Origin of the sequence: Streptococcus sp. KHUD_015 (assembly GCF_051106265.1) — a bacterium.
GTDB lineage: Bacteria > Bacillota > Bacilli > Lactobacillales > Streptococcaceae > Streptococcus.
The window spans coordinates 2,083,722-2,095,799 of record NZ_CP193665.1 but is presented as its reverse complement, the minus strand read 5'-3'; the positions used below and the strand labels follow the sequence as shown (position 1 = coordinate 2,095,799).

At 43.7% G+C, this 12,078-nt stretch carries 10 protein-coding genes and 1 pseudogene; all 11 read left to right on the top strand.

What is annotated here, in order from left to right:
- The first annotated feature begins 12 nt into the window (after positions 1-12).
- The 11 genes and pseudogenes from comB to purH all read left to right on the top strand — a co-directional run bounded on the left by comB (position 13) and on the right by purH (position 12,050).
- Positions 13-1,362 (top strand): competence pheromone export protein ComB, encoded by a 1,350-nt coding sequence (gene comB, locus ACORHU_RS10020; protein ID WP_434364491.1) that lies wholly within the window; start codon positions 13-15, stop codon positions 1,360-1,362.
- Positions 1,363-1,531: 169 nt separating this feature from the next.
- Positions 1,532-2,239 carry a phosphoribosylaminoimidazolesuccinocarboxamide synthase gene (purC, locus tag ACORHU_RS10015; protein WP_261053273.1) on the top strand — a complete coding sequence of 236 codons (708 nt, stop codon included), beginning with the start codon at positions 1,532-1,534 and terminating at the stop codon, positions 2,237-2,239.
- A 1-nt stretch (position 2,240) separates the two neighbouring features.
- Positions 2,241-2,384 carry a phosphoribosylaminoimidazolesuccinocarboxamide synthase gene (locus tag ACORHU_RS10010; RefSeq protein ID WP_080710040.1) on the top strand — a complete coding sequence of 48 codons (144 nt, stop codon included), beginning with the start codon at positions 2,241-2,243 and terminating at the stop codon, positions 2,382-2,384.
- 54 nt (positions 2,385-2,438) lie between these two features.
- A complete protein-coding gene (locus ACORHU_RS10005; RefSeq protein ID WP_434364490.1) occupies positions 2,439-6,164 on the top strand; it encodes a phosphoribosylformylglycinamidine synthase in 3,726 nt (1,241 codons plus the stop codon).
- A gap of 12 nt (positions 6,165-6,176) precedes the next feature.
- Entirely contained in the window at positions 6,177-7,619 is a 1,443-nt protein-coding gene (gene purF / locus ACORHU_RS10000; protein WP_434364489.1) for an amidophosphoribosyltransferase, read from the top strand.
- A gap of 38 nt (positions 7,620-7,657) precedes the next feature.
- Complete coding sequence (purM, locus tag ACORHU_RS09995) at positions 7,658-8,680, top strand: phosphoribosylformylglycinamidine cyclo-ligase (RefSeq protein ID WP_173277384.1); 1,023 nt, start codon at positions 7,658-7,660, stop codon at positions 8,678-8,680.
- Complete coding sequence (purN, locus tag ACORHU_RS09990; protein WP_173277386.1) at positions 8,677-9,222, top strand: phosphoribosylglycinamide formyltransferase; 546 nt, start codon at positions 8,677-8,679, stop codon at positions 9,220-9,222. The genes purM and purN overlap by 4 nt, the downstream gene beginning before the upstream one ends.
- Positions 9,223-9,305: 83 nt before the next feature.
- Positions 9,306-9,815, top strand: a complete 510-nt coding sequence (locus ACORHU_RS09985; protein ID WP_434364488.1) for a VanZ family protein — start codon at positions 9,306-9,308, stop codon at positions 9,813-9,815.
- A gap of 59 nt (positions 9,816-9,874) precedes the next feature.
- Positions 9,875-9,991: pseudogene (locus ACORHU_RS09980) on the top strand (phosphoribosylglycinamide formyltransferase); the annotation flags it as partial.
- A gap of 45 nt (positions 9,992-10,036) precedes the next feature.
- Entirely contained in the window at positions 10,037-10,501 is a 465-nt protein-coding gene (locus ACORHU_RS09975) for a GNAT family N-acetyltransferase (RefSeq protein WP_000571851.1), read from the top strand.
- Position 10,502: 1 nt separating this feature from the next.
- Positions 10,503-12,050, top strand: coding sequence for a bifunctional phosphoribosylaminoimidazolecarboxamide formyltransferase/IMP cyclohydrolase (gene purH / locus ACORHU_RS09970; protein ID WP_434364487.1), 1,548 nt, complete (start codon positions 10,503-10,505; stop codon positions 12,048-12,050).
- Positions 12,051-12,078 lie beyond the last annotated feature (28 nt).

Here is a 12,078-nt window from a genome sequence, read left to right as displayed (position 1 = left end):
AAAGAGGAGAGGATGAAACTAGAATTTTTAGAAAGTGCGGAGTTTTATAATCGTCGTTACCATAATTTTTCCAGTCGGGTGATTGTACCCATGTCCCTTCTGCTTGTGTTTTTACTTGGATTTGCAACTTTGGCAGAGAAGGAGATGAGTTTGTCTACTAGAGCTACTGTTGAGCCTAGTCGTATCCTTGCAAATATCCAGTCAACTAGCAATAATCGCATTCTTGTCAATCATTTGGAAGAAAATAAGCTGGTTAAGGAGGGGGAGCTTCTGGTTCAATATCAGGAAGGGGCAGAGGGTGTCCAAGCGGAGGCCTATGCTAGTCAGTTGGACATGCTTAAGGATCAAAAAAAGCAATTGGAGTATTTGCAAAAAAGTCTGCAAGAAGGGGAGAACCACTTTCCAGAGGAGGATAAGTTTGGCTACCAAGCCACCTTTCGCGACTACATCAGTCAAGCAGGCAGTCTTAGGGCTAGTACATCGCAACAAAATGAGACCATCGCATCCCAGAATGCAGCAGCTAGCCAAACCCAAGCCGAAATCGGCAATCTCATCAGCCAAACAGAAGCTAAAATTCGCGATTACCAGACAGCTAAGTCAGCTATTGAAACAGGCGCTTCCTTGGCCAGTCAGAATCTAGCCTACTCTCTCTACCAGTCCTACAAGTATCAGGGTGAGGAAAATCCGCAAGCTAAGTCACAAGCAGTTGCGCAGGTTGAAGCACAGCTTTCTCAGTTAGAATCCAGTCTTGCTACTTACCGTGTCCAGTATGCAGGTTCAGGTACCCAGCAAGCCTATGCGTCAGGGTTAAGCAGTCAATTGGAGTCCCTTAAATCCCAACATTTGGCTAAGGTTGGTCAGGAATTGACCCTTCTAGACCAGAAAATCTTGGAGGTGGAGTCAGGTAAGAAGGTACAGGGAAATCTTTTAGACAAGGGGAAAATTACGGCAAGTGAGGATGGAGTGCTTCACCTTAATCCTGAGACCAGTGATTCTACCATGGTTGCAGAAGGTGCCCTACTAGCCCAACTTTATCCGTCCTTGGAAAAAGAAGGGAAAGCTAAACTCACAGCCTATCTAAGTTCAAAAGATGTAGCAAGAATCAAGGTCGGTGACTCTGTTCGCTATACTACGACTTATGATGCCAAGAATCAACTTTTCCTAGATTCTACTATTACAAGTATTGATGCGACAGCTACTAAGGCTGAAAAAGGGAATTTCTTTAAAATTGAGGCGGAGACTAATCTAACTTCGGAGCAGACTGAAAAACTTCGATATGGGGTGGAGGGTCGCCTACAGATGATTACAGGTAAGAAAAGTTACCTGCGTTATTATTTGGATCAATTTTTGAACAAAGAGTAATGTTCGTGTTTTTAGAGTTAAATGATTTTAAAACTGTGAGAAATCTTTTTCTTGCAGTTTTTTCTTTACAATTTTTGAGGTGTATTCGATATTTATTCGGTTAAATTCTTGTTTTTTTGGGTTTTTTGTGGTAGAATGTGCTCAAGTAATACGAAAGGCGAACTTTAAAATGTCAAAACAATTGATCTATTCGGGAAAAGCTAAAGATATCTATACAACTGAGGATGAAAATCTTATTATTTCAACTTACAAGGACCAGGCGACTGCTTTCAATGGTGTCAAGAAGGAGCAGATTGCAGGTAAGGGAGTGTTGAATAATCAGATTTCATCTTTTATTTTTGAGAAATTAAATGCGGCTGGTGTGGCGACTCATTTTGTGGAGAAGCTTTCAGACACGGAACAACTCAATAAAAAGGTTAAGATTATTCCTTTGGAAGTTGTGCTTCGCAACTACACGGCTGGTTCCTTTTCAAAACGTTTTGGTGTAGACGAAGGAATCGCATTTGAGACTCCGGTTGTCGAATTTTACTATAAAAATGATGATTTGGATGATCCATTTATCAATGACGAGCATGTGAAATTCCTACAGATTGCGGATGAACAGCAAATCGCCTACTTGAAGGAAGAAACTCGTCGAATTAATGAACTCTTGAAAGTCTGGTTTGCTGAGATTGGCCTCAAGTTGATTGACTTTAAGCTAGAGTTCGGTTTTGACAAGGATGGCAAGATTATCTTAGCAGACGAATTTTCACCAGATAATTGCCGTTTGTGGGATGCGGATGGCAACCACATGGATAAGGATGTTTTCCGTAGGGGTCTAGGTGAATTAACAGATGTTTACGAAATTGTCTGGGAAAAGTTGAAGGGGTTGAAATAATCTGTTTGTAACGGAAAACCTTCGTCTCTCAACTAAAAGGACTCAGGCTGAAAAGTTCCCCCAGACCTTCTCACTCCGTAGGGGATTGGGAGAACTGACAGACGTTTACGAGATTGTCTGGGAAAAGTTGCAAGAATTGAAATAACAACCTCAAGGTCGTTGGAACATTGTAAGAGCTGAAATAAAGGAATAAGAATTGATGGATAAACGTATTTTTGTTGAAAAAAAGGCTGATTTTCAGGTCAAGTCAGAGAGTTTGGTTAGAGAACTCAAGCATAACTTGGGACTGTCAAGCTTGAAAAGTATTCGTATTGTACAAGTCTATGATGTATTTGATTTGGCAGAGGACCTATTTGCACCTGCAGAGAAGCACATCTTCTCTGAGCAGGTGACAGATCATGTCTTGGACGAAGCTGCTGTACAGGCGGATCTTGCTAACTATGCTTTCTTTGCTATTGAAAGTCTACCTGGTCAATTTGACCAACGTGCAGCATCTTCACAGGAAGCCTTGCTTTTGCTGGGAAGTTCGAGTGATGTGACAGTCAACACAGCCCAACTTTACTTGGTCAATAAAGACATTGATGCGACGGAGTTAGAAGCGGTCAAGAACTACTTGCTCAATCCAGTTGATTCTCGTTTCAAGGACATCACGACAGGGATTGCCAAGCAGGAATTTTCAGAGTCAGACAAGACCATTCCTAAATTGACTTTCTTTGAAAGCTATAGGGCAGAAGATTTTGCTCGCTACAAGGCCGAGCAGGGCATGGCAATGGAAGTGGATGATTTGCTCTTTATCCAAGACTATTTCAAGTCAATCGGGCGCGTGCCAACTGAGACTGAACTCAAGGTTTTGGACACTTACTGGTCTGACCACTGCCGTCACACAACTTTTGAGACAGAGTTGAAGAATATCGACTTTTCAGCTTCTAAATTCCAAAAGCAATTGCAGGTGACTTATGACAAGTATATTGCCATGCGTGATGAGTTGGGACGTTCGGAGAAACCACAAACCTTGATGGATATGGCAACTATTTTCGGTCGTTATGAGCGTGCTAATGGGCGTTTGGATGATATGGAGGTGTCAGACGAAATCAATGCTTGCTCAGTTGAAATCGAAGTGGACGTTGATGGTGTGAAAGTACCATGGCTCCTCATGTTTAAAAACGAAACCCACAATCACCCAACTGAGATTGAGCCATTTGGTGGGGCGGCTACTTGTATCGGTGGAGCCATTCGTGACCCATTGTCAGGTCGCTCATATGTTTACCAAGCTATGCGTATCTCAGGTGCTGGAGATATTACAGCACCGATTTCGGAAACGCGTACTGGGAAATTGCCACAACAGGTTATTTCTAAAACAGCGGCTCATGGTTATTCTTCATATGGTAACCAGATTGGGCTTGCGACAACCTATGTTCGTGAATACTTCCACCCAGGCTTTGTAGCTAAACGTATGGAGCTTGGTGCTGTTGTCGGAGCGGCTCCAAAAGAGAATGTTGTCCGTGAAAAACCAGAAGCGGGTGATGTCATTATCCTCCTTGGAGGTAAGACTGGACGTGATGGTGTCGGTGGTGCGACAGGTTCTTCTAAGGTTCAAACAGTTGAGTCTGTGGAAACTGCTGGAGCTGAAGTTCAAAAAGGAAATGCCATCGAAGAACGCAAGATTCAGCGCCTTTTCCGTAATGGCGATGTGACTCGTCTGATTAAGAAATCCAACGACTTTGGAGCTGGTGGTGTCTGTGTAGCTATTGGTGAATTGGCAGACGGTCTTGAAATCGACCTCAACAAGGTGCCTCTTAAATACCAAGGCTTGAATGGTACAGAAATTGCCATCTCTGAATCACAAGAACGGATGGCGGTCGTGGTTCGTCCCGAAGATGTAGATGCCTTCGTTGCCGAATGTAACAAAGAAAATATTGATGCTGTTGTGGTGGCAACAGTCACTGAAAAACCAAATCTTGTCATGCACTGGAATGGTGAAACAATCGTGGACTTGGAGCGTCGTTTCCTTGATACCAATGGTGTGCGCGTGGTCGTCGATGCTAAGGTTGTGGACAAGGATCTCAAGCTTCCAGAAGAGCGTCAAACATCTGCTAATACACTTGAAGTTGATACCCTTGCGGTTCTATCTGATTTGAATCATGCGAGTCAAAAAGGATTACAGACTATCTTTGACTGCTCTGTTGGACGCTCAACGGTTAATCACCCACTTGGTGGTCGCTACCAACTCACACCGACTGAGGCTTCTGTGCAGAAATTGCCTGTACAACACGGTGTGACTCATACTGCGTCAGTCATGGCCCAAGGATTTAACCCTTATCTGGCAGAATGGTCTCCATACCACGGTGCTGCTTATGCGGTCATCGAAGCAACTGCTCGTTTGGTTGCTGCTGGTGCAAACTGGTCTAAGGCTCGCTTCTCTTACCAAGAGTACTTCGAGCGCATGGATAAACAAGCTGAGCGTTTTGGTCAGCCAGTAGCAGCTCTCCTAGGCTCTATCGAGGCACAAATTCAGCTTGGCTTGCCATCTATCGGTGGTAAGGACTCTATGTCTGGTACCTTTGAAGAATTGACCGTACCGCCAACCTTGGTTGCTTTTGGGGTAACGACAGCAGATAGCCGTAAGGTGCTTTCGCCTGAATTCAAGACTGCTGGGGAAAACATTTACTATATCCCAGGTCAAGCTCTTACTACAGAGATTGATTTTGACTTGATTAAGTCTAACTTTGCTCAGTTTGAAGACATCCAAGATGGTCACAAAGTGACATCTGCATTAGCTGTCAAATATGGTGGTGTGGTTGAAAGTTTGGCACTTGCTACTTTTGGAAATCATATTGGTGCAGAAGTAACCTTGCCTGAACTTGAAACGGCTTTGACAGCTCAATTGGGTGGATTTGTCTTTACCTCTCCTGAAGAAATTGCTGGAGTAGAGAAGATCGGTCAAACAAAAGCAGACTTTACACTGATTGTCAACGGTGTGAAGCTAGATGGACACAAACTTGACAGTGCCTTCCAAGGAAAACTGGAAGAAGTTTACCCAACAGAATTTGCTCAATCGAAAGAACTGGCTGAAGTACCAGTTGTTGCATCAGATGTTGTGATTAAAGCCAAAGAAAAGGTTGAAAAACCGGTAGTTTATATCCCAGTCTTCCCGGGCACCAACTCGGAATATGACTCAGCCAAGGCCTTTGAAAAAGAAGGTGCAGAGGTCAACTTAGTGCCGTTTGTGACCTTGAATGAAGAAGCCATTGTCAAGTCAGTTGAAACTATGGTTGACAATATCGACAAGGCCAATATTCTCTTCTTTGCAGGTGGATTTTCAGCTGCGGATGAACCAGATGGCTCAGCTAAGTTTATCGTCAATATTTTGCTTAATGAAAAAGTGCGTGTAGTTATTGATAGTTTTATCGCTCGTGGTGGTTTGATTATTGGTATCTGTAATGGATTCCAGGCCTTGGTCAAATCAGGTCTTCTTCCATACGGGAACTTCGAAGATGCCAGCAGTATGAGCCCAACCCTCTTCTACAATGATGCCAACCAACACGTGGCTAAGATGGTGGAAACTCGGATTGCCAATACCAACTCACCATGGCTTGCTGGAGTGGAAGTTGGTGAGATTCATGCCATTCCTGTTTCGCACGGTGAAGGGAAATTTGTCGTGACTGCTGAGGAATTTGCAGAGCTCCGTGACAATGGACAAATTTTCAGCCAATACGTTGACTTTGACGGCAAACCAAGTATGGATTCGAAGTACAATCCGAATGGTTCTGTCCATGCCATCGAAGGAATTACTAGCAAGAACGGCCAAATCATCGGTAAGATGGGACACTCAGAACGTTATGAAGACGGTCTTTTCCAAAACATCCCAGGAAATAAAGACCAGCACCTGTTCGCGTCGGCTGTGCGTTATTTCACAGGGAAATAAAAGGTATAAAAAATGACATACGAAGTAAAATCTCTTAATGAAGAATGTGGTGTTTTCGGTATCTGGGGGCATCCAGATGCTGCCAAATTGACCTATTTTGGGCTCCACAGTCTTCAGCACCGTGGTCAGGAGGGGGCAGGAATCCTCTCCAATGATCAGGGACAATTGAAGCGTCATCGTGACATGGGACTTTTATCAGAAGTCTTCAGAAATCCTGCTAATTTGGATAAATTGACAGGAACGAGCGCGATTGGGCATGTTCGTTATGCGACTGCTGGTGAAGCTTCTGTTGATAACATCCAGCCCTTCCTCTTCCGTTTTCACGATATGCAGTTTGGCTTGGCTCATAATGGAAATCTGACTAATGCAGCCTCTCTCAAGAAAGAATTGGAAGATAGAGGAGCGATTTTCAGTGCGACTTCGGACTCGGAAATCTTGGCTCACCTCATTCGTCGTAGTCACAATCCTAGTCTGATGGGCAAAATCAAGGAGGCACTCAGCCTTGTCAAAGGTGGTTTTGCCTATATCTTACTGTTTGAAGACAAGTTGATTGCGGCTCTTGACCCAAATGGTTTCCGTCCACTTTCTATCGGGAAAATGGCCAACGGAGCGGTGGTGGTTTCCTCTGAAACATGTGCTTTTGAGGTTATTGGTGCTGAATGGATTCGTGATTTGAAGCCAGGTGAAATTGTCATCATTGATGACAAAGGTATCCAGTATGACAGCTATACAGATGATACCCAGTTAGCAATCTGTTCTATGGAGTATATCTATTTTGCTCGCCCTGATTCTAATATCCACGGTGTCAATGTCCATACGGCACGGAAACGTATGGGTGCCCAATTGGCGCGTGAATTCAAGCATGAGGCGGATATCGTGGTCGGTGTGCCCAATTCTTCCCTCAGCGCGGCTATGGGCTTTGCAGAAGAATCAGGTCTGCCAAATGAAATGGGTCTTATCAAGAACCAATACACCCAACGTACCTTTATCCAACCGACTCAAGAATTACGGGAGCAAGGGGTTCGGATGAAACTTTCTGCCGTTTCTGGTGTCGTGAAAGGCAAGCGTGTGGTTATGGTGGATGACTCTATTGTACGTGGAACAACCTCTCGTCGTATCGTTCAGCTCTTGAAAGAAGCTGGTGCGACTGAGGTTCACGTTGCTATTGGTAGTCCAGCGCTAGCTTATCCATGTTTCTACGGGATTGATATCCAGACTCGTCAGGAGCTGATTGCAGCCAATCATACGGTCGAAGAAACTCGCCAAATCATTGGAGCAGATAGTCTGACTTATCTTTCTGTTGAGGGGTTGATTGATTCAATTGGTATTGAAACAGATGCGCCAAATGGTGGTCTCTGTGTCGCTTACTTTGACGGTGACTACCCAACACCTCTCTACGACTACGAAGAAGACTATCGTAGAAGTTTGGAAGAAAAGACAAGTTTTTACAAGTGAGTTACTGAGATTCCCCATAAAAGAAAAGGAATAAAGAAATGACAAATAAGAATGCGTACGCCCAGTCGGGTGTGGATGTTGAAGCGGGTTATGAAGTTGTTGAACGGATTAAAAAGCACGTGGCTCGTACGGAGCGTGCAGGTGTCATGGGAGCTCTTGGTGGCTTTGGTGGTATGTTTGACCTTTCAAAGACTGGAGTTAAAGAACCTGTCTTGATTTCAGGGACTGACGGTGTCGGAACCAAGCTCATGTTGGCAATCAAGTACGACAAGCACGATAGCATCGGTCAGGACTGTGTGGCCATGTGTGTCAATGATATTATCGCTGCAGGTGCTGAGCCCCTCTATTTCCTGGACTATGTGGCGACAGGGAAGAATGAACCAGCTAAGCTAGAACAAGTAGTCGCTGGTGTGGCAGAAGGCTGTGTGCAGGCAGGTGCTGCCCTCATCGGTGGGGAAACGGCTGAAATGCCGGGTATGTATGGCGCAGATGACTATGACTTAGCTGGTTTTGCGGTCGGTGTGGCTGAAAAATCTCAAATCATTGACGGTTCAAAGGTTGCAGAAGGCGATGTTCTTCTCGGACTTGCTTCAAGTGGGATTCACTCCAATGGTTACTCTCTCGTTCGTCGTGTCTTTGCGGATTATACAGGTGAGGAAGTCCTTCCAGAATTGGAAGGCAAGCAACTCAAGGAAGTTTTGCTTGAGCCGACTCGTATCTATGTTAAGGCTGTTTTGCCACTCATCAAGGAAGGCTTGGTAAATGGTATTGCCCACATCACAGGTGGTGGCTTTATCGAAAATGTTCCTCGTATGTTTGCTGCTGACCTAGCAGCTGAGATTGAAGAAAGCAAGGTACCAGTGCTTCCGATTTTCAAAGCTCTTGAAAAATACGGTCAGATCAAACACGAAGAAATGTTTGAAATCTTCAATATGGGTGTGGGACTCATGTTGGCAGTTAGTCCTGAAAATGTAGGTCGTGTCAATGAATTGCTGGATGAACCAGTCTATGAAATTGGTCGCATCGTCAAGAAAGAAAACGAAAGTGTCATCATCAAATGAAAAAAATAGCGGTTTTTGCCTCTGGTAATGGCTCAAATTTTCAGGTGATAGCGGAACAATTTCCAGTAGAGTTTGTCTTTTCAGACCATCGTGACGCCTATGTGCTCGAACGTGCAGACAAGCTCGACGTTCTGTCCTATACTTTTGAACTCAAGGAGTTTGAGAGCAAGGCAGACTACGAAGCGGCACTTGTCGAACTCTTGGAAGAACACCAGATTGACTTGGTTTGTCTAGCAGGCTACATGAAAATCGTTGGGCCTACTTTACTGGCAGCTTATGAAGGCCGAATCATCAACATTCATCCAGCCTACCTGCCAGAATTTCCAGGAGCTCATGGGATTGAGGATGCTTGGAATGCAGGTGTTGCTGAGAGTGGTGTTACCATTCACTGGGTGGACTCAGGTGTGGATACAGGAAAGGTCATCAAACAAGTACGTGTGCCACGGTTAGCTGATGATACCATAGCCAGCTTTGAAGAACGTATTCATGAAGCAGAGTACAAGTTGTATCCAGAAGTAGTGAAGGCTCTATTTACAGATTGACTTTTTGATGATTCATATGATATCTTTGATTTTAAATTGGAGTCAGTGCTTGTTGAAGACGGTTTCAAACGGAGGTATTTGTAATGTTAGAATCTAAAAAAACAACTCGGTATGTATTTTATGTCTATCTGATTTTATTAACTTGGGGAATCTTATTTAAGTTTGAAACCAATCCTGAATTTATAGCATTTTTCTTAGCTCCAAGGTACATCAATTGGATTCCATTTTCAGAACCACTAATAGTAGATGGAAAAATTGTTTTTGCTGAAATGTTATTTAATCTGATTTCCTTTATCCCATTAGGTGTTTGTTTCTCTCTGATAAAAACTAATTTATCTAGTTTAAAAATAGTCGGAACGGGTTTCTTGATTAGTTTATTGTTTGAGTGCTTACAGTATATTTTGGCAATAGGTATAACAGATATAACGGATTTGGCTTTAAATACGCTAGGTGTTTGTGTAGGCTTACTGATTTATCAAATTTTTATAAGAGTGTTCAAATCACAGACTAGAAAATTGGTCAATATCTTAGGTATGCTTAGCCTTGGTTTTGCTTATCTTGTTTTACTGTTACTGCATTTAATTGGTGTTTAACTAATGATTAAAAAGGAGAATATAATGACTAAACGCGCCTTAATCAGTGTCTCAGATAAGTCCGTGTACCAAGGTTAGCGAATGATACCATTGACAGCTTTGAAACTCGGATTCATGAGGCAGAGTACAAGTTGTATCCGGAGGTTCTGGATAGTTTGGGAGTAGGGAGAAGGTAAGAAGTGAATCAAGTTTTGATTGTGCAATATTGCTAGGAGAAAAAAATGATTGAGATGAAATTAGTAGATGAGAGCAGTTTTCAGGCAGTGTTGGATTTGAAAATATCTGAAGCTGATGAACGAGCACGTTTCGTGGCTCCAAATGTACGCTCTTTAGCTGATGCATGGCTCTACCGTAAAAATGAAGATGTGTTTCCGAGGGCAATCTATTGGGATAAGCAAGTGGTTGGCTTTCTCCTGCTGGAAATAGACGAGGATGAAGCGGAATACTTTATCTGGCGGATAATGATTGGTCAGCAGTACCAAGGAAGAGGTTATGGTCGAAAAGCCTTGGAAGTTCTAATCAAAGAGGCTCAGATGGATAGAGTTTGCAGTCATATTGTTGCAGATTATGTGGTTGGAAATGAAAAAATGAAGTACCTACTGACTAGTCTAGGTTTTCAGGAAACAGGACTTATAGAAGAAAATAACGAAGTCGCTATGCGCTTAGACCTAAAGAAAGAGGAATAGAATGACGAAAAAAGCCTTAATCAGCGTCTCAGACAAAGAGGGTATTGTTGAATTTGCCCAAGAACTTAAAAAACTTGGTTGGGAGATTATCTCGACAGGTGGAACCAAGGTTGCCCTTGATAATGCTGGAGTGGACACCATTGCCATCGATGATGTGACTGGTTTTCCAGAAATGATGGACGGTCGTGTCAAGACCCTTCACCCAAATATCCACGGAGGGCTTCTCGCTCGTCGTGACCTCGATAGTCACCTTGATGCTGCTAAGGACAATCAGATCGAGCTCATTGACCTTGTTGTAGTTAACCTTTACCCATTTAAGGAAACCATCCTCAAACAAGACGTGACTTATGCTGACGCAGTTGAAAACATCGATATCGGCGGGCCATCTATGCTTCGCTCAGCTGCGAAAAATCATGCTAGCGTAACAGTTGTGGTAGATCCAGCTGACTATGCTGTGGTTTTGGACGAGTTGTCAGCCAATGGTGAAACGACTTACGAAACGCGTCAACGTTTGGCAGCTAAGGTTTTCCGTCACACAGCAGCTTATGATGCCTTGATTGCAGAGTATTTCACAGCTCAAGTTGGAGAAAGCAAACCTGAAAAACTCACTTTGACCTATGATCTCAAGCAACCAATGCGTTACGGTGAAAATCCTCAACAAGATGCAGACTTTTACCAAAAAGCTTTGCAGACTGACTACTCGATTGCATCAGCCAAACAGCTCAACGGTAAAGAATTGTCCTTCAATAACATCCGTGACGCGGATGCGGCTATTCGTATTATTCGTGATTTCAAAGACCGTCCAACCGTTGTGGCTCTCAAACACATGAACCCATGTGGAATCGGTCAAGCTGATGATATCGAAACTGCATGGGACTACGCTTATGAGTCTGACCCAGTTTCTATCTTTGGTGGCATTGTCGTTCTCAATCGTGAGGTGGATGCTGCGACAGCTGAGAAGATGCACGGTGTTTTCCTTGAAATCATCATCGCACCTAGCTATACGGATGAAGCGCTAGCCATTTTGACCAATAAAAAGAAAAACTTGCGTATCCTTGCATTGCTATTTGAAGCTCAAGAAGCCAGTGAAGTGGAAGCAGAATACACAGGTGTAGTAGGTGGACTTCTCGTGCAAAACCAAGACGTAGTGAAAGAAAGCCCAGCTGATTGGCAAGTGGTGACCAAACGCCAGCCAACTGAGATAGAGGCAACTGCCCTTGAGTTTGCTTGGAAGGCTATCAAGTATGTCAAATCAAACGGTATCATCGTGACCAATGACCACATGACACTTGGTGTTGGCCCAGGTCAAACCAACCGTGTGGCCTCCGTCCGCATTGCTATTGACCAAGCCAAAGACCGTCTTGACGGCGCCGTTCTTGCTTCAGACGCCTTCTTCCCATTTGCGGATAATGTGGAAGAAATCGCCAAAGCAGGTATCAAGGCTATCATCCAGCCAGGTGGATCCGTCCGTGACCAAGAATCTATTGAAGCTGCGGATAAATACGGCTTGACTATGGTCTTTACAGGCGTGAGACATTTTAGACATTAAGAACGTTAAAGGGAAGAGAACAGTTTCT

What these genes read in the sequence shown, in the direction of transcription:
- comB (WP_434364491.1), top strand. Translation starts at nt 13, where the DNA reads ATGAAACTAGAATTTTTAGAAAGTGCGGAGTTTTATAATCGTCGTTAC.
- purC (WP_261053273.1), top strand. Translation starts at nt 1,532, where the DNA reads ATGTCAAAACAATTGATCTATTCGGGAAAAGCTAAAGATATCTATACA.
- ACORHU_RS10005 (WP_434364490.1), top strand. Translation starts at nt 2,439, where the DNA reads ATGGATAAACGTATTTTTGTTGAAAAAAAGGCTGATTTTCAGGTCAAG.
- purF (WP_434364489.1), top strand. Translation starts at nt 6,177, where the DNA reads ATGACATACGAAGTAAAATCTCTTAATGAAGAATGTGGTGTTTTCGGT.
- purM (WP_173277384.1), top strand. Translation starts at nt 7,658, where the DNA reads ATGACAAATAAGAATGCGTACGCCCAGTCGGGTGTGGATGTTGAAGCG.
- purN (WP_173277386.1), top strand. Translation starts at nt 8,677, where the DNA reads ATGAAAAAAATAGCGGTTTTTGCCTCTGGTAATGGCTCAAATTTTCAG.
- ACORHU_RS09985 (WP_434364488.1), top strand. Translation starts at nt 9,306, where the DNA reads ATGTTAGAATCTAAAAAAACAACTCGGTATGTATTTTATGTCTATCTG.
- ACORHU_RS09975 (WP_000571851.1), top strand. Translation starts at nt 10,037, where the DNA reads ATGATTGAGATGAAATTAGTAGATGAGAGCAGTTTTCAGGCAGTGTTG.
- purH (WP_434364487.1), top strand. Translation starts at nt 10,503, where the DNA reads ATGACGAAAAAAGCCTTAATCAGCGTCTCAGACAAAGAGGGTATTGTT.